The sequence below is a fragment of the Bacillus sp. EB01 genome, assembly GCF_000613125.1.
Classification (GTDB): domain Bacteria; phylum Bacillota; class Bacilli; order Bacillales; family Cytobacillaceae; genus Bacillus_D.
This window is the reverse complement of sequence record NZ_HG964497.1, coordinates 2,154,338-2,176,727: the sequence shown is the minus strand read 5'-3', so window position 1 is coordinate 2,176,727 and position 22,390 is coordinate 2,154,338. Positions and strand designations below refer to the sequence as shown.

At 43.6% G+C, this 22,390-nt stretch carries 23 protein-coding genes; 17 read left to right on the top strand and 6 right to left on the bottom strand.

Annotation, left to right across the window (positions count from 1 at the left end; genetic code table 11):
• Positions 1–236: 236 nt before the first annotated feature.
• Positions 237–1,475 carry a serine/threonine transporter SstT gene (gene sstT, locus TY16_RS09815; protein ID WP_043931713.1) on the bottom strand — a complete coding sequence of 413 codons (1,239 nt, stop codon included), beginning with the start codon at positions 1,473–1,475 and terminating at the stop codon, positions 237–239.
• A gap of 373 nt (positions 1,476–1,848) precedes the next feature.
• On the opposite strand from sstT, the gene TY16_RS09810 reads away from it, so the two are divergent.
• From TY16_RS09810 to TY16_RS09790, 5 genes are all read left to right on the top strand, one after another.
• On the top strand, positions 1,849–2,682 hold the full coding sequence (locus TY16_RS09810; protein ID WP_043931712.1) for an alpha/beta fold hydrolase: 834 nt from the start codon (positions 1,849–1,851) through the stop codon (positions 2,680–2,682).
• A gap of 138 nt (positions 2,683–2,820) precedes the next feature.
• Positions 2,821–3,504, top strand: a complete 684-nt coding sequence (locus tag TY16_RS09805) for a response regulator transcription factor (RefSeq protein ID WP_043931710.1) — start codon at positions 2,821–2,823, stop codon at positions 3,502–3,504.
• Between the two features lies 1 nt (position 3,505).
• Positions 3,506–4,510 (top strand): sensor histidine kinase, encoded by a 1,005-nt coding sequence (locus TY16_RS09800; protein ID WP_043931709.1) that lies wholly within the window; start codon positions 3,506–3,508, stop codon positions 4,508–4,510.
• Between the two features lie 229 nt (positions 4,511–4,739).
• The gene (locus TY16_RS09795; RefSeq protein ID WP_043931708.1) at positions 4,740–5,423 is read left to right on the top strand and encodes an ABC transporter ATP-binding protein; all 684 of its coding nucleotides are present in this window, start codon (positions 4,740–4,742) and stop codon (positions 5,421–5,423) included.
• On the top strand, positions 5,420–7,981 hold the full coding sequence (locus tag TY16_RS09790; RefSeq protein ID WP_043931707.1) for an FtsX-like permease family protein: 2,562 nt from the start codon (positions 5,420–5,422) through the stop codon (positions 7,979–7,981). The genes TY16_RS09795 and TY16_RS09790 overlap by 4 nt, the downstream gene beginning before the upstream one ends.
• 253 nt (positions 7,982–8,234) lie before the next feature.
• Here the strand turns inward: TY16_RS09790 and TY16_RS09785 are convergent, their stop codons facing one another.
• On the bottom strand, positions 8,235–8,669 hold the full coding sequence (locus tag TY16_RS09785) for a DUF4395 domain-containing protein (RefSeq protein WP_043931705.1): 435 nt from the start codon (positions 8,667–8,669) through the stop codon (positions 8,235–8,237).
• A gap of 321 nt (positions 8,670–8,990) precedes the next feature.
• On the opposite strand from TY16_RS09785, the gene TY16_RS09780 reads away from it, so the two are divergent.
• The 5 genes from TY16_RS09780 to TY16_RS09760 all read left to right on the top strand — a co-directional run bounded on the left by TY16_RS09780 (position 8,991) and on the right by TY16_RS09760 (position 14,311).
• Positions 8,991–10,601: an aspartate:alanine exchanger family transporter gene (locus TY16_RS09780; protein WP_043931704.1), complete on the top strand. Its 1,611-nt coding sequence runs from the start codon at positions 8,991–8,993 to the stop codon at positions 10,599–10,601.
• Positions 10,602–10,936: 335 nt separating this feature from the next.
• Positions 10,937–11,551, top strand: a complete 615-nt coding sequence (locus tag TY16_RS09775; RefSeq protein WP_043931703.1) for a DUF2628 domain-containing protein — start codon at positions 10,937–10,939, stop codon at positions 11,549–11,551.
• A gap of 87 nt (positions 11,552–11,638) precedes the next feature.
• Positions 11,639–12,370: an AAA family ATPase gene (locus TY16_RS09770; protein ID WP_043931701.1), complete on the top strand. Its 732-nt coding sequence runs from the start codon at positions 11,639–11,641 to the stop codon at positions 12,368–12,370.
• 257 nt (positions 12,371–12,627) lie between these two features.
• Positions 12,628–14,034 carry a M20/M25/M40 family metallo-hydrolase gene (locus tag TY16_RS09765; protein WP_043931699.1) on the top strand — a complete coding sequence of 469 codons (1,407 nt, stop codon included), beginning with the start codon at positions 12,628–12,630 and terminating at the stop codon, positions 14,032–14,034.
• Positions 14,035–14,098: 64 nt separating this feature from the next.
• Positions 14,099–14,311 carry a hypothetical protein gene (locus tag TY16_RS09760; RefSeq protein WP_043931698.1) on the top strand — a complete coding sequence of 71 codons (213 nt, stop codon included), beginning with the start codon at positions 14,099–14,101 and terminating at the stop codon, positions 14,309–14,311.
• A gap of 58 nt (positions 14,312–14,369) precedes the next feature.
• Here the strand turns inward: TY16_RS09760 and TY16_RS09755 are convergent, their stop codons facing one another.
• Positions 14,370–14,705, bottom strand: coding sequence for a hypothetical protein (locus TY16_RS09755; protein WP_043931697.1), 336 nt, complete (start codon positions 14,703–14,705; stop codon positions 14,370–14,372).
• Positions 14,706–14,953: 248 nt separating this feature from the next.
• On the opposite strand from TY16_RS09755, the gene TY16_RS09750 reads away from it, so the two are divergent.
• Entirely contained in the window at positions 14,954–15,493 is a 540-nt protein-coding gene (locus TY16_RS09750; protein WP_052342669.1) for a class I SAM-dependent methyltransferase, read from the top strand.
• Between the two features lie 37 nt (positions 15,494–15,530).
• Here TY16_RS09750 and TY16_RS09745 read toward each other — a convergent pair whose 3' ends face one another.
• The gene (locus TY16_RS09745; RefSeq protein WP_043931695.1) at positions 15,531–15,836 is read right to left on the bottom strand and encodes a BC1872 family protein; all 306 of its coding nucleotides are present in this window, start codon (positions 15,834–15,836) and stop codon (positions 15,531–15,533) included.
• Between the two features lie 303 nt (positions 15,837–16,139).
• Here TY16_RS09745 and TY16_RS09740 point away from each other — a divergent pair, with 303 nt between their 5' ends.
• Complete coding sequence (locus TY16_RS09740; RefSeq protein WP_043931694.1) at positions 16,140–16,478, top strand: SCP2 sterol-binding domain-containing protein; 339 nt, start codon at positions 16,140–16,142, stop codon at positions 16,476–16,478.
• A 36-nt stretch (positions 16,479–16,514) separates the two neighbouring features.
• Here the strand turns inward: TY16_RS09740 and TY16_RS09735 are convergent, their stop codons facing one another.
• Positions 16,515–16,757, bottom strand: coding sequence for a hypothetical protein (locus TY16_RS09735; protein ID WP_043931693.1), 243 nt, complete (start codon positions 16,755–16,757; stop codon positions 16,515–16,517).
• Between the two features lie 226 nt (positions 16,758–16,983).
• Between TY16_RS09735 and TY16_RS09730 the strand changes: the two genes are divergently transcribed.
• Positions 16,984–18,261, top strand: coding sequence for a S8 family peptidase (locus TY16_RS09730; RefSeq protein ID WP_043931692.1), 1,278 nt, complete (start codon positions 16,984–16,986; stop codon positions 18,259–18,261).
• Positions 18,262–18,344: 83 nt separating this feature from the next.
• On the opposite strand, the gene TY16_RS09725 is transcribed toward TY16_RS09730, so the two are convergent.
• On the bottom strand, positions 18,345–18,908 hold the full coding sequence (locus tag TY16_RS09725) for a GrpB family protein (protein WP_043931691.1): 564 nt from the start codon (positions 18,906–18,908) through the stop codon (positions 18,345–18,347).
• Between the two features lie 163 nt (positions 18,909–19,071).
• Here TY16_RS09725 and TY16_RS09720 point away from each other — a divergent pair, with 163 nt between their 5' ends.
• The 4 genes from TY16_RS09720 to TY16_RS09705 all read left to right on the top strand — a co-directional run bounded on the left by TY16_RS09720 (position 19,072) and on the right by TY16_RS09705 (position 22,318).
• Positions 19,072–20,280 (top strand): MFS transporter, encoded by a 1,209-nt coding sequence (locus TY16_RS09720; protein ID WP_155922199.1) that lies wholly within the window; start codon positions 19,072–19,074, stop codon positions 20,278–20,280.
• Positions 20,281–20,433: 153 nt separating this feature from the next.
• Positions 20,434–20,751: a hypothetical protein gene (locus TY16_RS09715; protein ID WP_043931690.1), complete on the top strand. Its 318-nt coding sequence runs from the start codon at positions 20,434–20,436 to the stop codon at positions 20,749–20,751.
• Positions 20,752–20,841: 90 nt separating this feature from the next.
• On the top strand, positions 20,842–21,042 hold the full coding sequence (locus tag TY16_RS09710; protein WP_043931688.1) for a hypothetical protein: 201 nt from the start codon (positions 20,842–20,844) through the stop codon (positions 21,040–21,042).
• Between the two features lie 394 nt (positions 21,043–21,436).
• The gene (locus tag TY16_RS09705; RefSeq protein ID WP_043931687.1) at positions 21,437–22,318 is read left to right on the top strand and encodes a MerR family transcriptional regulator; all 882 of its coding nucleotides are present in this window, start codon (positions 21,437–21,439) and stop codon (positions 22,316–22,318) included.
• Positions 22,319–22,390 lie beyond the last annotated feature (72 nt).

The following is a 22,390-nucleotide window of genomic DNA, read 5'->3' as shown; positions in this document are numbered from 1 at the left end:
GGCCGGGATAAAATCCGGTTACATCTACAAGGTTTGAACTTAAACCCTTGTTCGTCCATCTCTTTCCCTTCTTTTCGTAAAATAAGCCTTTGTCATAAAAAAGTAATAGTAAGGTTAGCCTAAAGTTGTTGTGGGAGAGTCTTATTATAGTTGTAAGGAAATCTGGGGTTTTTTTAAAGGACTTCAGTTGAGTAAAAAAAGCCCTCAATCGTGATGATTGAGGGCTCCTAAAAATTCTATACCGCTTTTTTTACTTTTAGATGAGTGCCTTCGAGTCTGCGCTCCCTGTGCTCTGCGGCAGCGGTGAAGAGGACGTCAGTCGATGAGTTGAGGGCTGTTTCAACAGAATCCTGAATTACACCGATGATAAAACCGACACCAACGACCTGCATGGCTATTTCGTTAGGAATACCGAACAGGCTGCAGGCTAGTGGAATCAAGAGCAGAGATCCGCCGGCAACTCCGGATGCTCCTGCGGCACAGACCGCAGACAAGACGCTAAGCAGAACTGCTGTCGGGATATCAACATTGATACCCAGCGTATGAACCGCAGCAAGGGTCAAAACTGAAATTGTTACCGCTGCACCAGCCATGTTGATGGTGGCGCCCAGCGGAATCGACACGGAATACGTATCTTTGTTCAAACCCAATTTTTCACAAAGCTTCATGTTTACAGGAATGTTTGCTGCCGAGCTTCGTGTGAAGAAGGCAGTAATGCCGCTTTCTCTCAAGCATTGTAGAACGAGCGGATACGGATTCTGGCGGGTTGCTGCGAACACGATAATCGGGTTGACCACCAATGCCACAAAAAACATGCAGCCAAGGAGAATCGCGATCAATTTCCCATAGCTAAGAAGCGATTCCAGACCGTTTGTTGTTATTGATTCAAAAACAAGACCCATAATGCCAAGCGGAGCAAACTTAATGACCCAGGTTACCACCTTGGAAATGGCATCTGAAAAGTTGGAAATCAATGATTTGGTTGTATCTTTTGCATTTTTTAAAGCAAAGCCAAGGACGATAGCCCAAGCGAGAATGCCGATGTAATTTGCTTTGATAAGTGCATTAACCGGGTTATCCACCACATTCAGCAGCAAAGACTTAAGGACTTCGGAAACGCCGCCGGGTGCCTGCAACTCCTGGGAGCCGGTGGCAAGTGTGATGCTTACCGGGAAGATGAAGCTAACTATTACGGCGATAAGGCCAGCCAAAAATGTTCCCAAAGCGTACAGGACAATAATGGATTTCATATTTGTTTTCTTGCCGCTCTTATGCTGGGCAATGGCTCCCATGACCAGGAAAAGCACGAGTATCGGTGCAACAGCTTTTAACGCACCGACAAATAGGGTACCGAACAGCGCTACTGGCTGGGCGGCTTTTGGTATTGTTATGGCGAGAAGAATACCAACGGCAAGACCGATAATGATTTGCTTAACAAGACTGATGTCATTCCACTTCTTGACTAGATTTCTCATACCTTCCTCCTGATTGCTGGTGCAATACACCGCAGTGTTTTTCTATTTTCTTGCTGTAGAACTATGCCGATTTAAGGCGAGAATAATTTTTATTCATTATATTGAAAATTTCGATAGATTACAATGATATTCATCATAGGTAATAACTTACAGGGGTCAGACCCCTGTTGTGGACAAAAGCCTCATTTTGTCCGCGCTGTAAGGACAGTTAGGGCAGTTAATATTATGAGTGTGCGTATAAATAGTCTTTTAAAATACTACTACTATATTACTTTTTTTCAAAGGGTTTGTTTTTTCCAGTGGAAGGTATTAAATGAACCTTTATCGAAATATGCATAGTGAGAAAAGATAATCGGATGGAGGGATAGGAAAAATGACTTCTCGAAATGGCAAGTATATTGAAGTAGAACCTGGTGTTGAATTGTTTGTCCAAGATTCCGGGAGCGGGGAACCGATTGTGTTTATCCCGGGATTTACGTTTACAACAGAGGTGTTTTCCAAACAGCTTGAACATTTCTCAAAAACCAACCGGACAATTATCCTGGATCCACGCAGCCATGGGCGGTCTTCCATGTCTCTTCACGGAAATGACTATGTCACGCATGGAGCTGATTTGGCCAAGGTGCTTGAGGCCCTCAATGTTAAAAATGCGACTCTTGTTGGCTGGTCATTCGGTGCTCTCACTATCTGGGAATATGTGAAGCAGTTTGGAACCGAAAATGTGAAGTCACTTGTGTTTGTCGATATGTCCCCAAAATCTTTGAGTATCCACGAAGGTGATTGGGTCGAGGGTTCTCTAAATGATATTGGTGCTGCCTACAATGCGTACTTGAGGAATCCGCAGGGGCAAAGGGAGTTCATTACCGGTTACACAACGGGCGTCATGGTCCAGAGAGAGCTGAAAGAGGAGGAGTTGACCTGGATTGTTGAACAATCAATGAAAACCCCATATTATATTGCCGCCAATTTGTTTGCGAGTGGGATGTTTTCTGACTATCGGGAGGAAGCAAAACAATCCAGCGAAGCGGTACCGACTCTGGCTATTGTCGCAGAGCATTGGGCCGAAACAGCCACAGCCTATCTTCAAAAGCTGACCCCAAAAACGGACGTTAAGGTGCTGGGCGGGCACTTGATGTTCTGGGAGCATAGCGAAAAATTCAACGCCATTGTCGAGGAATTTTTAAAAGAGAAGGTTAGCAAACTATAAAATTGCAGCGTCCCGCTTTTGGGCGCAATTAGGGACGGTCTCTGCCTTGCTTTGGCTAAGTAGAACCGTCCCTTTTTTTGCCTTTTTACGGTATAGTAGATAGAAAAGAAGACAGATTGCTAGAGTAGGGTGATAGGGTTGAAGATTTTATTGGTTGAAGATGATCGGGCGATTGCGGCGGGGCTTGAGTATTCACTGCAGATGGAAGAATACGAGACAATTCTTTGCGAGAATGCCCTGGCTGCCAAAAAAGTGATAGCCGAACGTCTTGATGAAATTGATTTATGCTTGTTCGACTTGTCGCTTCCGGATGGGAGCGGCTATGACCTGTGCAGTCTTGTGAAGAAGTGGAGTGATAAACCCGTTATTTTCCTGACAGCCCTGGATGATGAAGTAAATGTTGTCATGGGGCTTGATATGGGCGCGGATGATTATATTACAAAGCCGTTCCGTGTCAGGGAGCTTATGTCGCGAATCAAGTCGGTACTCCGCCGCTACCACAAGCACATGCAGGCCAAGCCGATTATTGAAGTCGGTACTGTAAAGGTAAACACACTGGAAGGCAAGGTTTATAAAAATGGACAGGAAGTACTGGTCACTGCCCTCGAATACAGGCTGTTCCTTATTTTTGCCAATAATATCGGACGTGTTCTGACTCGGGAACAGCTGCTTGAGCGGATTTGGGATGTGGCCGGCGATTTCGTGAATGACAATACGCTGACTGTGTACATAAAAAGGTTGCGGGAAAAGCTTGAGGACAACCCGCAAAGCCCGACCATTATCAAGACTGTGCGCGGCCTTGGGTATAAGGTGGGTGATTAACTTGCTCCGCAACCGGGAATTTAGGGTGTTTTTTGGTCTGAGCTGCCTGTTTGGGATTTTGGCGGCCGGAATGGGCTGGGCGCTGTTTTCGATTCAAGTCGCAAGTCTCATTTTACTCGTTTCGGCACTACTGACTGGCGGCAGTGTTGTTTTTACTGTTTGGCGCTACAGGGAAATCAGTAAGCTTTCAGGCTACTTGCGTCAGATTTCAAGCGGGGATTATAAGCTTGACGTCCGCGACAACAGTGAGGGAGAGTTGAGTGTTTTAAAAAGTGATATTTATAAAGTGACACTTATGCTGGCGGAGCATGGCTCTCATTTGCAGCAAGATAGACTGAAGCTTACCGACGCGATTTCTGATATCTCGCATCAGCTAAAAACACCGTTGACATCCATGATGATGATGGCGGACTTGCTAAGCGATGCGAATTTGAGTGAACCGAAACGAGAAGAGTTCACAAGAAATATCCAGGTCCAGCTTGAAAGGATAGAATGGCTTGTTTCATCGTTGTTGAAGCTGTCAAAAATCGACGCTGGGACGGCTCAGTTTAAGAGGGAGCATGTAAAGGTTGCCTATTTGCTGCACAAGGTTGTTGAACCAATGCTGATTCCGATTGAAATCAAGCAGCAGACACTAAGCGTTAGTGGCGATGAAGCTACATCTTTTCAGGGAGATATGAAGTGGACCACCGAGGCATTGATCAATATTTTGAAAAATTGTGTAGAGCATACGGGTGAAGGCGGTACTATAGCGATTTCGTATTCCGAAAACCCATTGTACACAGCGATATCGATTTCAGATAATGGCAAGGGAATTTCGAAAAAGGACCTGCCTTATATTTTCAAGCGTTTTTATAAAGGCGAAAATGCCGGTGAGGACAGCGTCGGGATTGGGCTTGCGATGGCATATTCGATTGTAAAAAGCCAGAACGGAGACATAGAGGTTAAAAGCGAAGAACGGAAAGGAACTACATTCACGGTCAAGTTTTATAAGCAGGTAGTGTAGTGCCCGGAGTGTGAAAAAGCTATTTAGGCGGGCTTTGCCAGTGACAAGGGCGGGGCCGGCCTTTTTGTGAAAAAGCTTTGCGTATTCAGCTTGAGATGGTGACTGCATGGTATCGACCAATTTTTCCAAAAAAAAGCTCTTAAGTGACTAAACTGTCACGTGAGAGTCACGGAAGAGTCATTTTAGGCAGATATACTGAAGCCATCAAGAACATGTTGGGGGTTATCGTATGGAAATTTTAAAGATAGAGAATCTGTCTAAAGTGTATGGGAAGGGCGAAACCGCGGTCCGGGCACTTGACAATGTGTCGTTTTCGGTGAAAAAAGGGGAGTTTGTCGCAATTGTCGGCCCGTCTGGTTCGGGCAAATCGACGCTGCTTCATATGCTTGGCGGTGTTGACCGTCCCACAGATGGCCTGGTGCTGATTGATAATACCGATATATATAAGCTTGATGAAACGCAGCTTGCGATTTTCAGGCGCCGTCAAATCGGGCTGATTTATCAGTTTTATAACCTGATTCCGATTCTGTCTGTTGAAGAAAATATGACTCTGCCGATGCTGCTTGATGAACAGAAGGTTGATGGCAAGCATTTGCAGGAGATTTCATCAATTCTTGGCTTGGAGAACCGAATGGGCCATTTGCCGAATCAGCTTTCTGGGGGCCAGCAGCAGCGGGTCTCAATCGGCCGGGCATTGATCAGCAATCCGGCTCTGCTGTTGGCCGATGAACCGACCGGCAATCTTGACTCGAAAAACAGTGAAGAAATTATGGAATTGCTGAAAATGTTCAATAAGACATACAAGCAGACGCTGATTGTGATTACCCATGATGAGCGAATTGCGCTTCAGGCTGACCGGGTGATTGCAATCGAGGATGGCCGCATTGCCAGGGACGAGGTGATCCGGCCATGAATATCGTCAATAAATTGACCGTTCGGCATCTGAAGGAGAATAAGCGAAGAACTCTTGTCACCATCTTCGGAGTCATCATCTCTGTTGCCATGCTGACCGCAGTATCTACGCTCGGTGTATCTTTCCTTGATTTAATGAAGCGGGATGCAATCGCGGATGAGGGCGAGTGGCATGTTTTATACAAAGATGTCGATGCCGTGCAGCTTGAAGCAATCGAAAATGACAAGGAAACGAACAAGCTGATTCTGTCCAGCGATTTCGGCTTTGCCCCTGTGGAAAGTACCGCAAAAAGAGAAAAACCGTTTCTTTTTCTAAAAGGCTACAGCGAGCAAGGCTTCTCACAATTTCAAATTAAGCTCGAAGCAGGCCGATTTCCAAAAGCGCCAAATGAAATCGTACTGGTCAAAGAGCTGCAAGAAACCTATAAAATAGGTGACACACTGAATCTTGAACTCGGCGATCGGAAATTGGAAGGAACTCCGCTAACCCAAAATGACCCATATCAGAAGCAAGGCGACAAGCTGATTGAAACATTTGAGAAGTCTGGCACTGGAAAGTATACAATTACCGGGTTCATTGAAACTCCGAACTGGGAAAACTCGTGGTCACCAGCCTATTCCGCCTTTACCTATATTGATAAGACCGCTATTGGAAAAAGTAAACCGGTCCATGCTACCGTCGTGGCTGCCTCCATTACAAACGACTTGTATGACTACACGCAAAGACTTGCAGATAAGCTTGGCATCAAGGAAGTTTCGTATAATGATACTTTGCTTCGCCTCTACGGGGTAACCGACAATAGTGAGCTTAGGCTGACACTCTATACGCTTTCAGCCATCATCATGGCCATCATCGTCATTGGGTCTGTTTCTCTGATTTACAATGCATTTGCCATTAGTGTCTCTGAGCGGGCCAGGCATCTTGGGATGCTCTCAAGTGTCGGGGCGACCAAAAAGCAGAAACGTAATTCAGTCTTTTTTGAAGGTGTCGTCATTGGAGGCATCAGCATCCCGCTTGGCATTTTAGCGGGACTGGCAGGCTTGGCTGTAACATTTTGGTTTAGTAATGCATTAATTAGCGAGGTATTTGAAACATCAGAGCGGCTTCGCATTGTGGTAACCCCGATGAGCATCCTGGTTGCCTGTGCTGTTTCAATTCTGACGATTTTTATTTCGACGTATTGGCCGGCGAGGAAGGCATCGAAGATTTCTGCGATTGATGCAATCCGCCAGACCCAGGATGTTAAGCTGACTGGCAAAAGCGTTAAAACCTCGAAATTCGTTCGCAGGCTGTTCGGGATTGAAGCTGAAATCGGATTAAAGAATATTATACGCAACAAGAAGCGGTACCGGGCAACTGTTTTCTCACTCGTTATCAGCCTTGTCCTCTTTCTGACAGTATCCTTTTTCACAGATAACTTGAAAAAGTCATTTGTCCTGTCACAGGAAAAGGTGGATTATGATATGAAGGTATTCTTCGCTAGTGATGGGCAAATCGAGCAGCTTAAGCCGTTTTCAAGCTTGAAACATGTTACCGATTATAGCCTGATTAAACCTTTTTCAGTGGAAACTCATCTTGAAATGAACCAGCTGCCCAAGAGTATGCAGGAACCGGGCAGGGTCGACAAGTCCATGATGAAGGATGGAAAGGTTCCCTATATCGTGGTCCTTTACGGGCTTGATGAAAAAAGTTTTGCAGCAGTTGCCGAAAAAGCGGGTGTCAATCCTGCAACGTTTGCGAATCCCAAAAATCCTGCAGGCATTGTAATTGAAAATACCACCTACCAGGATGGGGAGACTGGGAAGTTTATTGAAGAGCGGAGTATTGAAACTGAAGTGGGACATACGCTGGACCTCAGTGTTCCAAATTATGATACAGGCAGCCGCGAGCCAGCCGGCAAGTTGACGATAGCTGGTTTTGTTGATGAGGCTCCAATGGGCATTCAAACGGGAATGGGCGATGTTCCGGTTCTTGTTCCGGAAAAGATATTGGATCAACTGGCTGCAAAACTAGATAACCAGTATGATAATTATCTTGTCGTAAAAAGCACGGATCCGCTTGAGACTCAGGCAGAGATAGAAGAAATGAACTTGCAGGGGCTGCATATCTATAACGTTTATAAACAGCGGCAAAACAACGATAACCTTATTTTGTTCATGTCACTATTCACGTATGGGTTCATCGTTTTGATCAGTCTGATTTCCATCGCTAATATTCTCAATACGATTTCAACGAGCATTTCACTGAGGACGCGCGAGTTCGCAATGCTGAAATCAGTCGGGATGACGCCTAAAGGGTTCAGTAAGATGACGAATTACGAAAGCATCTTTTACGGTGTGAAGGCACTAACCTACGGTCTTCCAATCAGCATTGGCCTTATGTACCTCATCTATCTGTCCTTAAGCAGCACCTTTGAGTACGGCTTCGAGCTGCCCTGGTCAAGCATAGCCTATGCAACAATCGCCATTTTCCTAATTGTTACATCCGCCATGCTCTACTCCAGCCGCAAAATCAAAACCCAAAACATCATCGACGGGTTGAGGCAGGAGAGTATTTGAGGGGGCAAAGTGCAGGGGTCAGACCCCTATCGTGGACATTTTACAGTTTTTGTCCGTGTGAGATGGACGGGTGGGAGAAGCCTGGAAGATATGGCTGAGGAGTTATGTAAGATTGGTTTTTAAGTGGTTAATGAAAACTGTGAGATGATTAAGGAAAACCCTTCTATTACTTAGGGCGATAGAAATATTTAAGAATGATAACGAAAAAAACGAGGGTGGTCCAGAAGTAAAGTGGACCCCTCGTTTTTATATGCTAATGCTGATTTCCAATTCGTTTCTTAGCGCGCCATTGAATGTATTGGAATCGGATGAAGCAGCCGATGCAGAAGCCAAGGATAGCGACAAATGCTGCAATGGCCACCATAATTGTGAAAGCATGGCCAAGTGTGTTCCAGCCAAAGGCATATCCCGCCAGACCGCCTGCCAGACAAACAACCGAGATTGCCTGATTGAACTGCTGCTGATTCCATTCCTCCGGGATATAGGCAGAAGGTTCTTTTTTCAGGAAAAGCCTGGCGAACCTCATAATAGGATTGAACCCAAAGAAAAGCCCCATCAGCCCAGCAACAAGAGGGATAGCCAGAATCCATACCTGGCCAGTGAGCCATGTAGCCACAACACTTATAACAATTACCCATTGATTCGTCCTGACAAGCGGACGAGGAATCGAACGCACAGTTTCAGTCATAAAGTAAAACCAACCTTTCTTATAAGAATTTCAGGTTTTAATATAGTCTACTTGATTTATCTCTATTTGTGAACTGGGAAATGAGAAAAAGGGGTCAGACCCCTGCTGTGGACATTTCATGAATTTTGTCCGTTTGGGGTGGACGAAGAGGGTGTGTTTTAATGGAGCCATTGTGTCCCGGGTGCAAGGTTTGGTGTATACCGGACGGAAGTTTTTACATTCCGATGAACTTTTTTACCGAACGATAGACATTAATTTAAAACATGATAGAATTGGAAAGTTGAAATTGTAAAATGTAGTTCTATACGGAGGATATTATTAATGGATTATCTGACACGTTTGCTCGAGGAACAGCTGTTTTTACTGTTTGTGATCCTGTTTCTCGGTTCGGTTCTTGGGAAGCTGAGTGTCAAAGGCTTAAGCCTTGGGACTTCGGGTGTCCTTTTTGTAGCGATGATATTCGGCCATTTTGGCTATCAAATAAATGAAACTATCCAGCAGCTGGGACTTAGTTTATTCATAGTTGCTGTTGGACTTCAGGCGGGCCCGCGCTTTTTCAGGATGATGAGGACTAGCGGAGTGGTATTTGGGATTCTAGGGCTTTTTATTGTCCTTACAGGTGCAATTGTAACAATCTTCGTTACAAAAGCGTTTGACCTTACGCCGGCACTAGGTATCGGAATTATGACAGGTGCACTGACCAGCACGCCAGGCCTAGCAGCAGCCTTGCAGGCAACAAATGACCCAATTGCATCAGTTGGATATGGTATTTCCTATCCATTTGGCGTGCTTGGTGTGGTCCTATTCGTTCAAATTCTGCCTAAATTGTTAAAGACTGATTTAAAAAAAGACCTTGAGGCCACATCTGGACCAATCCGGAATGAGGAATCACCTGAAGTAATTACAATCAAGGTCACAAACCCATCATTGAATAAAATGACTTTGAAGGAACTTCATTTCAATCAGCAGTTCAATCAGTACAACAGTGTTGTTATCAGCCGTGTCATTCGCGGCGATCGGAACATCATTGCGCTTGGGGATACAGTCATCCTGACCGGAGACCATCTTGTCGCTGTAGGCTTGAAAGAGGATGTTGAAAGGCTTTGCAGCCAAATCGGTGTAAAGGCCGAAACCCAGTTTGAAAATCATGACCATATTGTTCCTCGGAAAATTACCGTCGGCGCGGAGGAAATGATTGGCAAGACATTGAGGGAGCTTGAACTAAGAAGAAAGTATGGAGTCACTGTGACCAGAATTGAACGGGGCGGCTTTGAATATAATCAAAGCCCGAAATGGCGCATGGAGCGAGGGGATGTTCTTCTTGCGGTCAGCAGTGAAGATAGATTGAATGATGTCGAAAAGCTATTCAGCCGTAAAAATCTCACTGTAACGAATGTCCATATCCTTTCATTAAGCTTAATTTTGCTGATAGGTATTCTTGCAGGTATGGCCCCAATTCCAATACCGGGGCTAGGGACGATTACGCTAGGAGTTGCTGGTGGTCCGCTATTTATCGCACTCATTATTGGCCACTTTGGAAAAATTGGTCCAATTCGGGCACGTTATTTCCAGCCATCCAACCAGGTCATTGGTGATATTGGGTTAGTCTTGTTCCTTGCAGGTGCAGGGACAACTGCCGGGCAAGGCGTTGTTGAGGTAGTGAGCGAGGAAGGCTTCGGCCTGTTATTTGGCGGTGCTTTGATCACCATTATCCCAATGATTGTCGGCTACTTTTTATCAAGAAGACTGTTCAAACTCAGCATCATTCATTCCATCGGAGCGATATGCGGAGGAATGACAAGCACGCCTGGCCTCGGCGCTGCCAGCCAGCTAATGGAAAGCGATGACCCTGCGATTGCCTATGCCGCAGCCTATCCGTTCGCGCTCATTTTCGTTGCGATCATAGCGCAAATATTGATTTTCTTCTTATGAAAAATGCCAAGCCTGCTAAGTCCAGTGGGCTTGGTTTTTTATATTTTTATAAAAATGTGAAAATTTCTTGTCTTTTGTAAATTTTTGAAGGATTTTCCAATTAATTTGAAGAATAGTATAAAAGACTTAGGTGTTAATAGGAGCCTATGTATTTTCCCCTATAATTCTTCCGCTGGGCTTACTGCTGCCTGCCATTAATTTGTAAATTTTGTACAGACCCTATTGCCGCTAAGGAAGAAATACATAAAAACAAAATAAAAGAGGATGATGAGCAGAAAAAAGTTGAAACTAACTGCCTTAGCTTAAAAATCATGTGTTGGAAGGCGGAATAAACGATGTATTGTACATCTTGCGGAATGTATCTCACCGCCCATGAAAAAGTTTGCTCCAATTGCGGAAAGTCTATATACGAAAGGCCCAAACAGCGTTTTGTCCCACCTGCTGATATTGAATATGAAAAAGGCTTCCTTTTAAAAAGCCAAAGGGAGGAATGCTTCATTGGGGAAAACTATGAATACTACCATAGACAATGGAATCACCTGGAAGATAGGGACTCCAAACTTAGCTGGAATTGGGCCGCGTTCCTGTTAGGGCCTGTCTGGTTCGGATTCAGGAAAATGCCAGCCCCTGTCCTTGCTATTATTGGAATGCTTGTGGGTCTGGATATCCTGGCTTATTTAAGCGATTATCAACAACCATATGGCCGCGTTTTTACCGTTTTAATTCTTACCCTTGTGTTATCTTTATGGATTCTTATGGGACTGTTAGGGAATTATATTTATTTTAAATATGCGGAAACCCGTTTTAGTCAAATGAACCGAAGCAGCATGACCCCCCTGGAAAAAAAGGAATGGCTAAAAGCAAAGGGGAACACTAGCTGGGCAGGGGCTTTCCTTGCACTAGTTCTGTATATACTCTATTTATCTGTTACTATTTATATAAGTATATAATCGAATTACATAGCTGCGTGCCAGTCCAGGAAGCTTTCCTGGACTTTATTGGTGCTGAAGATTAATCGTGTTAAAAGGGGGATATCTTTGAAACTTGAATGGGAATCGCAATATATCAGGAAAATTCAGCTGAAAGAGGAGGAAGCGGCGGGCCAGGACTGCTATCCGTTTACACTGCCAATTATTCGGAATTTCAAGGAGATTACCTTTGATTCCTGTGTGACCTATATTGTCGGAGAGAATGGGATGGGCAAGTCAACACTGCTGGAAGGAATTGCCGTTGCTTACGGATTCAATCCGGAAGGCGGAACAATGAATTTTAATTTCTCCAATTACGATTCGCATTCCGATTTGCATAATTATTTGCGGCTCGTTAAAGGACCCTATAGGCCGACTGACAATTTCTTCTTCAGGGCTGAAACCTTCTACAACTTGGCGACCAATATTGATCAAATTAAAGCAGTCGAATCATATGGAGGCACCTCACTTCATAAGATGTCCCATGGTGAATCCTTCTTTGCAGCCTTTAACGAAAGGTTTCAAGGTGATGGGCTTTATATTTTGGATGAACCTGAAGCAGCTTTGTCTCCGCTAAGGCAGATGTCATTTCTTGCAAGGATTGATGACCTCGTCCATGATGGATCCCAATTTATTATCTCAACTCATTCCCCAATCATTATGGCCTATCCAGGTGCAAAAATCATTCAGATAACCGAAGAGGGAATCAACGAAACAACACTTGAGGAAACACCCCACTATTCCATTATGAAGCAGTTTTTTGAAGACAGAGAACGGCTTCTGCGCCATCTGCTAAAGTAGATAAAACTGTACCGGCACAACATTTTACTTACCCAGACAATGTTCTGGGTATTTTTTTGTCATAAGTTAAAGTCTCACAGTTTCTTTACCCAATTTCACAAATGGATTGATGAGAGAAGTTTCATGGTGTCCGAGGAGTTTTGCCGTTAAAAGGACAGGTTTCTAATTTTGCTGCATACAAATAAAGTATTGTATTTTTTATAAGAGGAATTATCCTTCGTGCATCGAAATAAATATGACCAGAAGGGAGTTTTACAATGGAACAACCGTTATTGGAAAAAATAAAACAGAAAACAAGTGAAAAGGTAACTGCCGCGCTTGGCGTATTAACGGAATACTTGAAGCTGCCGTCGATTTCCGCTCAAAATTTCGGAATTCAAGAAACAGTCGACTATGTTGCTAAGATGATAGAGGAAGCCGGCGGAGAAGTTAGAATCCTGAATGACCTTGGGGGAAACCCGGTTGTATATGCATTTTTTGCCGCCGGGGAATTTGGGGACACAGGAAAGACGTTATTGTTTTACAACCATTATGATGTCCAGCCGCCTGAACCGCTTGATGAATGGAAGTCAGATCCATTTATACCGATAATAGAAAATGACGCCCTTTTTGCAAGGGGTGTGGCGGATAACAAAGGCGACCTTGTTGCCAGGCTTACGGCAATTAAGGTACTGAAGGAGATGGGTGGCCTTCCTTGCAATGTGAAATTTTTGATTGAAGGCGAAGAGGAAATCGGCAGTCCAAACCTTGAGCACTATTTGAAAAAATACAAGGAACTTTTTGCAGCCGATGCCTGCATCTGGGAGTTTGGCGGCAAGGACGAAGCAGAGCGAATCAACATGGTCGCGGGCATTAAAGGGATGGCGTACCTTGAGCTGACGTGTGAGGGGGCAGATATTGATATGCATTCCTCGGTCGGCGCTTATATAGACAATGCGGCATGGCGGCTTGTCCAGGCGCTGGCAACATTGAGAAATGAACAAAATGAGATTTTGGTTGATGGCTTCTTTGACGGGATCATACCTCCTACTGAAGAGGAGATCAATGCGGTTAAGTCTTTGCCATTCGACGAGCAGGCAACTCAGAGGCTTTACGGTCTAAAAAGGCCACTGATTACTGCAGCGAAGGGCCAAGACCCGCGCGAGGCAATGGTGTTCGATCCGACAATGACGATATGCGGCATTGTCAGCGGGTATACGGGCGAAGGCTCAAAAACAGTTCTGCCCAAGCTTGCAAAGGCAAAACTCGATTGCCGGCTCGTTCCTGGCCAGGATCCCGACCATATTATGGCTTGTGTAAAAAAGCATTTGATTGAGAATGGTTTCGGTGATGTTGAAGTTACATTACTGAATGGCCAAAAGGCATATCGTTCGGATTTTAACGATCCTTTCGTCAAGCATGTAATGAAGACAGCAAATGAAGTATATGAAGCTGGCTGTGTACTGGCTCCGAATTCTGTGGGAACAGGGCCGATGTATATTTTTGGGGAAGAACTCGGACTTCCCATCGTCAGTACTGGCGTTGGCTGGGTGAAATCGAGGGCTCATGCACCAAATGAATCCATCCGGCTTGCTGACTTGGAGCAAGGAATTGTCCATATGGCCTACATGCTAACAGGGCTGCCGGAAGCTCTAAGAAAAAGTGAGGAAATCATACAAGCTTAGGGTACCTTCTTAGTCGATTTTATAAAGTGAAATGTAAAAATAAATGATAAAGCTGGTGAGCAGAATGAGGGGAATTCTTTATAAATTTGAGGAAGACCATGCTGTCATCCACCTTGATGGCACTGCGAAGGTTTTCCCAAGATCGATTTTTCCAAAGCAAGCGGTACCAGGGGACGTCGTAGAAATCGAAGGAGACAACGTAATTATTTTAACGAATGTACCCGAGAAGCTTGCCAAAGAATTTGAACTTCTGATAGGAAAAGCCTGGGAAGAATAAAATTAAACCCCACTTCTGTTGGAAGTGGGGTTTACCTATTGTTAAAATAGGAACAGGCCTAACGGTTATTGAAGTATACTTCCAATGTATCCTTGATATCGTTAACCTTGCTATCGGCCTCGATGGTGTACTTATTTCCTTCCAGGCATGCTGCAAAGTCGGTGATGCCTTGCAATTTAATAAAATCATCAATATCCGAAAGGTTTTCTCCTGGATTTTCAAGGGCTTTTTCACCTACGAAGGAATCATTTACAAACACTTTGTACTGATCTGCATTCAGTTTGGTATCGTTGGAACCATCAATATTTGCGGGGTCCTTATTAAAAATATTAATTGGAACTGGAATACCGCCGATGCCGTTATTATTGCCATTTCCGTTGTGATTACCTACCATGTAAAACCCTCCATTCATATTGTATATCATTTGTCCCGCATGAGCGGGCATTAACCATTGTCGGTTACTTTCACGAATTCTGGGAAAATTCACTTGGAGTGTGTAAAACGAACAATAAGTTGAAAACATCACAGAGAGAAGTTACATTTTATAGTAAATTTACCCATGTAAAGGCATGTCAGACATAATAGCAGAAATTGGATAATATTACCGTAACCGCGGAGGTGGAAAATGGAAGACAAGCAGAAATGGAACGAAAGTATGAAGAAAAACTGAAGGAGATAAAGATGCCAGTCCCAAATGACCGGCTGGCTTTGCTGGCGTCCTATTTAAAAGGAGGGGCAGCACTGGATTTGGCCTGTGGATTGGGAGGCAATAGTTTGTACTTGGCCAGGCTTGGCTACAGAGTAAGCGCGATCGATCTATCAGATACTGCGATTCAGTATGTGCAGGAGCAAGCTAAAAGTTATATGTTGCCTATCCATGCTGAAGTCTTTGACCTGACAGAGTACGAAAGCTTGCCATTTGATGAGGATTCCTTTGAGTTAGTGGTCATTACTAATTATTTGGACAGATCGCTTTTTCCATATGTGAAAAGCTGGGTAAAAAAAGGCGGATTTGTTTTTATCGAAACTTTCTTTAATAGCCCTGAACTGCAATCACAGCGGATGTCCAAAAAGTTTTGCCTGAATTCGAATGAGCTGCTAGAGGAGTTCAAAGGCTGGAAGGTGCTTTCCTTTGAAGAAAATGAACACGAAGGCAGACAAATGATTTTTTGCCAAAAATAATAAATAATCCCGTGCGGTATATGGCACGGGACTTCATTTAAACCCAACCATCTGGCACTGAGCTTGTGTCTGCAATTGAATAGGCTGCATCGGTGATTGCCTCTGCCAGGTTAGCTCCGGCCCCCCCGACATGATTAAATCTAACCTCAGAGTCCCCATTTTTGGTAAAAGTATATCCAAACTGCTCAAGTTTCTTGACGATCAGCATGGCATGCTCAAGGTTCTTGTCAGGCTGGAAATCTGATACAAGGATGAACTTCCTGTTCTCGAAATCAAACCAGCGGTCCCAGCGATTCAGCTTCCAACCGAATATGCGGCGTGCAATAGCCTCTGTTTTATTCATCTAATATATAGCTCCTTTTCCAACATTATAGCTTCTTAAATTAGCGGGGTTTGTTATATAACAGAACTAAATATCAACATTGTATTATATAACTATTGAATAGTGATTTATAACTATTTTGTAAAAATAATTTGTGGAACGGAATGAATTTTAATCTATCTTAATTGTGATTATTAAAACATTGCTCAAGTACAGAAGTACAAGGAATTGATTTGTAGTTTGATAGTTGTGGATTAACATCATTACAGGTAATATAGATATATATAACGAATGAATAGTCATTCATTTTTAGGGGGGAGGGCAATGAATTTGTTTGAAACAATGCGAGAAATTGAAAATGAGGTAAACCAAAACCCAAATCCGATTTTGGGGATTAATACTGTTTATCAGTTCGATATTTCCGGTGATGAGGAGGGTACATACCAGCTTCATTTTAAGGAAGGACAGGCAAAAGTAGTGAAGGGTTCTGAATCCCCTGCGGACTGTACATTAAGTATGTCATTTGATAGTTTCCGCAAATTTTTGGCAGGTAAGCTGAATGGCACAATGGCTTTCATGACAGGCAAGCTGAAGATTAAAGGGGATATGACAAAGGCAATCAAACTGGAGACAATTTTACAACAATACAAGCTTGATGTTTAGAGAAAATGAAAAGAGTCACATATAAAGGGACCTGCTTTAAAGGGTCTTTTTTTTGTGAAGGCTGTGTAAAACAAGTCTGTTGATTTCCGCTACCGGCGCTTCGCTTTCCGTGGGGCGGGCGGTGAGCCTCCTCGTCGCTTTGCTCCTGCGGGGTCTCTCCTGTCCCGCTGCTCCCACAGGAGTCTTCGCGCCTTCCGCTCCAATCAACACTGCTATAAATTCAACAATATCCATTAACACAGCCTTTGTGAAAAAGAGGGATAGAAATCTCTTATCCATACCCAAAGGAGCTCTTTAATCGCCCCGATAACATTGAATATAAATTAAACCTCCCCAGAAAATTTCCCAACTGCAAACCGTAGTTTCTCTTGAATTTCTCCTTTAATTTTCCCAATAAAAGCGGGCACATGAATAATTGCGCTGCTCAAACTTTCTGAATACACTCTAAATTACAGCCGGAAAAAATGCTGTGCTGTACATACCTAAGGTGGAGAGGAGAAATACAATGAAGAAGAGAACAAAGGTTGGATCGGCGCTATTGGCGCTGTCTATGGGACTTTCACTGTTTGCTGCTGGAGCAAGCAGCCAAGGTCCGGAGGGAACCGCAAAGGATACGTACCGCGTCGTAATCAAGGGGGCCAGCTCTGAAATGGCTAAAGCGAAACAAAGCTACAAGCCACGCTGGGATTTCGGTGCGGAAGGTTTCACAACTGAAGTAAACGGAAAGCAGTATGATGCATTGTTGAAAAATAAGAACCTGAAAATTGAACAGGTTCAGGAAGTTGCTTTAGACAGCAGAGAAAACCCTGCCATCAAAAAGGATGTTACAGCCAATGCAATCACTTCCTTGCCAAGCGACCGCACTCCATGGGGAATCCAAGCTATTTATAATGATCCATACGTTACAGCAACGTCAGGCGGTTCAGGCATTAAGGTAGCCGTTCTTGACACAGGGGTTTACACAAACCACTATGATTTGCGAGGCCAGGCTGAACAGTGTAAGGACTTTACGCAAACATCTTCTCCTATTGTAAACGGTACATGTACGGACCGTAACGGACATGGTACACATGTTGCCGGAACCGTTCTGGCAGACGGCGCCGATGATGGCCAGGGAGTCTTCGGAGTTGCTCCGCAAGCGAAGCTTTGGGCTTATAAAGTTTTGACTGACAGTGGTTCTGGATATTCAGATGATATCGCTGGTGCTATCCGCCATGTTGCTGACCAAGCTACTGCGACAGGTTCGAAAGTGGTAATTAATATGTCACTAGGGTCAAGCGGCAAAGATACAATGATTGCATCCGCAGTTGACTATGCATATAGCAAGAATGTCCTTGTCGTAGCAGCTGCAGGAAACTCCGGTTATGCAGCCAACACAATTGGCTATCCGGGTGCCCTCGTTAATGCAGTAGCAGTGGCTGCATTGGAAAATGTCCAGGAGAACGGAACATACCGTGTTGCCAACTTCTCTTCACGCGGCAACCCGAACACTGATGGTGACTATGTTATCCAGGAAAAAGACGTTGAAATTTCCGCTCCAGGTGCAGCAATTGAATCTACTTGGTACGATGGAAACTACAACACTATCAGCGGCACGTCAATGGCAACTCCGCACGTAGCCGGGCTTGCTGCTAAGATTTGGTCTTCCAACTTATCCTACACGAACAAGACTCTTCGCACCGAACTTCAAAGAAGAGCGAAACTGTATGACATTAAAGGTGGTTATGGATCAGCTACTGGCGATGACTATGCATCCGGTTTCGGTTTTGCGCGTGTAAAATAATCCTCAATTAAACAGCACCCCTTCAAGAAGGTAATAGCCTTGTTGAAGGGGTATTTAGTTTAATAGAGCCCATCGTGTTAACTCTATGAATTAGGGGTTACTTGAAACGAATCCTCATTTTGTTCCCTCTTATTATAAATTCCTCTGACAAACTCCTCTTTGAAGGCAGTGTATTCATTTATGCCGTTCGAGCCGTTTTCCAAGTATGCAAGCTTGATAGTTAGATATTGTTGTCTGGCCGTTTCGTTCGCATTTAAGTAATCGCGAAAGAAAGTCAGGTCTTTCCATAAATCCTGTTGATAGTCAACCATGTGTATAAAGTGTGTTTTCACTTCGTAGGTCGTGTCTGTAAATTTGGCAAATACGATTTCTCCGAGGCGTTCAACTTTTAATCTTAAAAAACCGCATTCTTTTAAACCGGATATGATTTGTTTATCAAGGACTTTGAGATCATCTATTCCAACTAAAAGATCAATAATTGGCTTTGCAGGCATCCCCAATATGGCTGTGCTGCCGATATGCTCAATTCTGTCCGCACCAAGACTGGTTTTCAAACAAATTTCCTTTTTTACCTTCTGAAATTCTTCCGTCCATTCAGGGGTATACTCTGCTAACCTTACTTCATCTTTTTTTAAGCCTAAATCCAAAACCCTCAGCCCCTTTCATCTTAAGTATCTTATCATTAATTTCAATTATTTTCCATCGAGATATTCTTGAAAAATACTTCGGTAAACGAATATTTCGTAGATGAAATTAATTGGCGGCTATGGTAAGATGGACTGCATAAATGAAAACAGGGAGATGCATATTTTGCCTATTTGGAAGCGGAATTTGTGGGTACTCTGGATTGGGGTCTTTTTTACATCGGCGAGCTTTTCCATGGTTATCCCGTTTCTGCCGATTTTTCTATTGGAAATCGGGGTTCATGACCATACAGAAATATGGTCAGGATTGATATTCAGTTCTGCTTTTTTTGCGGGGGCGATTGCATCCCCATTTTGGGGCAGGATGGCCGATAAATATGGCCGGAAACCGATGATTGTCAGGGCAGGGTTTGTCCTGTTTGTAATTTATACGTTGATGGCATTTGTTACGAACCCTTATGAGATTCTGACATTACGGATCCTGCAGGGGTTATTGAGCGGCTTCATTCCAGGAGCTATTGCCCTGATTGGAACCAATACACCGAATGAAAAAGTAGGCTATGCCCTTTCACTTATTTCCTCTTCATCTGCTTCAGGCGGAATCCTGGGGCCGTTGCTTGGGGGAGGGATTGCTGAACTGGTTGGCAATCGATGGGCATTTGCGACTGGCGGAATTATCGTAGGGCTTGCTACCTTCCTGATTGTTTTCTGGGTAAAAGAGGAAAATTTCAAGCCGAGTAAGGGGAAGGGCTCGGTTATTCAAGATTTTAAAATTGCTGCAAATAACAAACCATTTGTGCATGTTTTACTTCTGACCCTTGTAGTCAGCTGTTCTGTCATGATTATTGAGCCAGTGCTTCCGTTGTATATAGTGGATATTGGCGGTTCCGCAGATAAAGCAGCGCTTTTGGCAGGGATCGTCTTTTCCTTACCGGGAATTGCTAGCGCCATATTCGCTCCTTTCTGGGGCAAGTGGGCCGATAAACACGGTTTTAATAAGGTGTTGATGATTGGTCTCTTGGGTGGTGGTATTGGTACACTGGCCCAAATTGTCTTTACACATATCGTTGGATTTTCAATTGTTAGGTTCATTTACGGAATCTTTTTCTGTGCAGTGTACCCGGCCTTAAATGGACTCGTGGTAAAAACAACTCCAGCAGATTTCCGGGGCAGGGCATTCAGCCTTCATCAAACGTCGAACCAACTGGGTGGAATGGTCGGACCAATGCTTGGCGGTCTTATCGGAGGTTTTTTCCCGGTGCAAAGCGTATTCGCGGTAACAGGCATTATGCTGCTGATTGCCATGGGAACCGTCTATTGGACTAATGGGGAAAAGCGTGCCGTTTTAAAAAGAAAACTGGCACATCAGAAATAAATAAAAAGAGCTCGTCAGTTACCCTTCGTTGAAAGCGGAGGAACTCCGGGCTTTTTTCTTTTGGTTTGGCGGAAAATTTTTACTTTTGGGAGGAAACAGCTTCCAGTGGAGCGAATTATTCTTAGCATAAGCATTACTTGGCGGAGGCTATAGATGACTAGAAAAGTAGAGTTTTGGCTTTGGGTTTTATTGACGGTCGGGATTGAGCTGGTGATTGCATATACAGCGTTCAAGCTGATTATGGAACGTGGATATGTTTATACATTCCGTATTCCTGTTCATACTGGTTATACAAGTTTCCCAATGATCCTTTTGTTTTGTTCGGCGGTGTTTTTAGCACTGTCACTCGGGGTATTCAGAAGGGAGAGCGATGAAGTGGAGACAACGTTTAAGTATTTTACTTCTTTTTTGAGGCACCCCATACCTGTTGGTTCACTTTGTTTATTCATGGGTACATTTTTGTTTTTATAAAATAAAAGCCCTTCTTCCAATGAGGTGTGGGAGGAATAGTGGCAGAAAGTGCGGCATATCAGTTAGTAGAGTTTGAAAGGAGAGGGTTCCATGGATTTATTCAATCGGTTTATGTTGAAGGTCAAAGAATTGATGGGCATTAAGGTTGAAGAAAAACAGGTGGAAAAACAAATGTACGCAAAGGTAAACGGTCTGGATAGACCAGCTTTTTTTCCATCGAATGACCCTCTCTATCAAACAAAGACTGAGAAGAAAGCAGCATTCAAAGTCATCCAAGGAGGAAAAAAATAATATTTTTCAGGATAGAGACCAAAAAGGCACGAATGACTTTCTATAAACATGTTATTAAGAAGCTTTCCCGAGTTGTTAAGGGAAAGCTTCTCTTGTTTATAAGCTTTATTCCTGGCAATCCCAAATGGCTATTTTAGTATTAATATAATTAATGTATAATCATCTTATCCTGCAATAACCGGCAGTGAGCACCTTGTCCGATTCTTAGGTTGCAAAAAGAAAAGATGGAGCTAGCTGCCCGTAAAAGTACGAATCATTATGAGTTTTTCTTTCAGGATTCAGCCTTAAGAGAAAAATTATCCCGGTTTGCGTAACGAACAATCAGTGTATGATGAAGTTTAACATCGCTGATTTAAGGTTTTTTGTATAATGAATGTAAAAGAAGGGTTGCTTTATGTACAATATTAAAGCTGTATCAAAAATCCTTGATATGCCGACTGTAACGATCCGGGCCTGGGAAAATCGATACCAGGCGATTACGCCGGAGCGGAATGAATCAGGGCATCGAGTGTATACAGAAGAAAATTTAAAAGACCTGAAATGGTTAAAAAAACAGGTGCAGGAAAACGGAATAAATATCGGCCAGGCCGTTAAGTTGTTACGTGATAAGAAGGAAAACAAAACCGTCTCCCTTCCCGGATGGTCATCTGCTCAAAGCTTTGATATGCAAATTGCTGAATTGTTTGAGGCAGTCGAAGAATTGGATTCAGCAAAATGTGAACTGTTGCTTGATCTTTATTTTTCACAGTTTCCTTACAGGATGGTTCTTCAATCCATAGTTGTTCCTCTTATGAATAAGGTAGGACAAGCTTGGGAAGAGGGCGTTTTTCATGTTGTGAATGAGCATATGATTTCTAACCTGGTTCAACAGCGTATCATGAAACTTCTCAATGTTTTCCCTGTTTCAGCGGAGCTGCCAAAGGTGATGGCGTTTTGTCCGGAAGGAGAGGAACACCAGCTGGGATTGCTGATGTTTACGCTATACCTGAGGGAGAGGCGATATCCAGTCTATTATATTGGTGCCAATACACCACTTGAGGGACTTGGGGAGCTGATTCGTGAAAAGGGAATCGAAATTGTAGCTCTCTCTGTATCGGAAAAAATGGTTGAATCCGAAATGAATTATTTCTTAAAAACACTTCAGACGCATAATCCTCAGCTAAAGATTATTATTGGCGGAATGGGTGTGAAGGAAAGCAAGAAATTGAGAAAACGCTGGTATATAACCCCTTCTGAATCAAATTGGGAAGATGCACTTCAGGATGTCATTCAATAATTGGCATGCAGAAGGTTAATAGAAAGGACCCCAGTCTTGTTGTCTGGGGTTTTTTCCATCCTGCCCCATAAT

Excerpts from the sequence above, each read along its gene's own strand:
- sstT (WP_043931713.1), bottom strand. The coding sequence starts at position 1,475 with ATGAGAAATCTAGTCAAGAAGTGGAATGACATCAGTCTTGTTAAGCAA.
- TY16_RS09750 (WP_052342669.1), top strand. The coding sequence starts at position 14,954 with ATGGAACGAAAGTATGAAGAAAAACTGAAGGAGATAAAGATGCCAGTC.
- TY16_RS09775 (WP_043931703.1), top strand. The coding sequence starts at position 10,937 with ATGTATTGTACATCTTGCGGAATGTATCTCACCGCCCATGAAAAAGTT.
- TY16_RS09755 (WP_043931697.1), bottom strand. The coding sequence starts at position 14,705 with ATGGTAGGTAATCACAACGGAAATGGCAATAATAACGGCATCGGCGGT.
- TY16_RS09765 (WP_043931699.1), top strand. The coding sequence starts at position 12,628 with ATGGAACAACCGTTATTGGAAAAAATAAAACAGAAAACAAGTGAAAAG.
- TY16_RS09740 (WP_043931694.1), top strand. The coding sequence starts at position 16,140 with ATGAATTTGTTTGAAACAATGCGAGAAATTGAAAATGAGGTAAACCAA.
- TY16_RS09785 (WP_043931705.1), bottom strand. The coding sequence starts at position 8,669 with ATGACTGAAACTGTGCGTTCGATTCCTCGTCCGCTTGTCAGGACGAAT.
- TY16_RS09705 (WP_043931687.1), top strand. The coding sequence starts at position 21,437 with ATGTACAATATTAAAGCTGTATCAAAAATCCTTGATATGCCGACTGTA.
- TY16_RS09715 (WP_043931690.1), top strand. The coding sequence starts at position 20,434 with ATGACTAGAAAAGTAGAGTTTTGGCTTTGGGTTTTATTGACGGTCGGG.
- TY16_RS09745 (WP_043931695.1), bottom strand. The coding sequence starts at position 15,836 with ATGAATAAAACAGAGGCTATTGCACGCCGCATATTCGGTTGGAAGCTG.
- TY16_RS09795 (WP_043931708.1), top strand. The coding sequence starts at position 4,740 with ATGGAAATTTTAAAGATAGAGAATCTGTCTAAAGTGTATGGGAAGGGC.
- TY16_RS09810 (WP_043931712.1), top strand. The coding sequence starts at position 1,849 with ATGACTTCTCGAAATGGCAAGTATATTGAAGTAGAACCTGGTGTTGAA.
- TY16_RS09780 (WP_043931704.1), top strand. The coding sequence starts at position 8,991 with ATGGATTATCTGACACGTTTGCTCGAGGAACAGCTGTTTTTACTGTTT.
- TY16_RS09760 (WP_043931698.1), top strand. The coding sequence starts at position 14,099 with ATGAGGGGAATTCTTTATAAATTTGAGGAAGACCATGCTGTCATCCAC.
- TY16_RS09730 (WP_043931692.1), top strand. The coding sequence starts at position 16,984 with ATGAAGAAGAGAACAAAGGTTGGATCGGCGCTATTGGCGCTGTCTATG.
- TY16_RS09790 (WP_043931707.1), top strand. The coding sequence starts at position 5,420 with ATGAATATCGTCAATAAATTGACCGTTCGGCATCTGAAGGAGAATAAG.
- TY16_RS09710 (WP_043931688.1), top strand. The coding sequence starts at position 20,842 with ATGGATTTATTCAATCGGTTTATGTTGAAGGTCAAAGAATTGATGGGC.
- TY16_RS09735 (WP_043931693.1), bottom strand. The coding sequence starts at position 16,757 with ATGGATAAGAGATTTCTATCCCTCTTTTTCACAAAGGCTGTGTTAATG.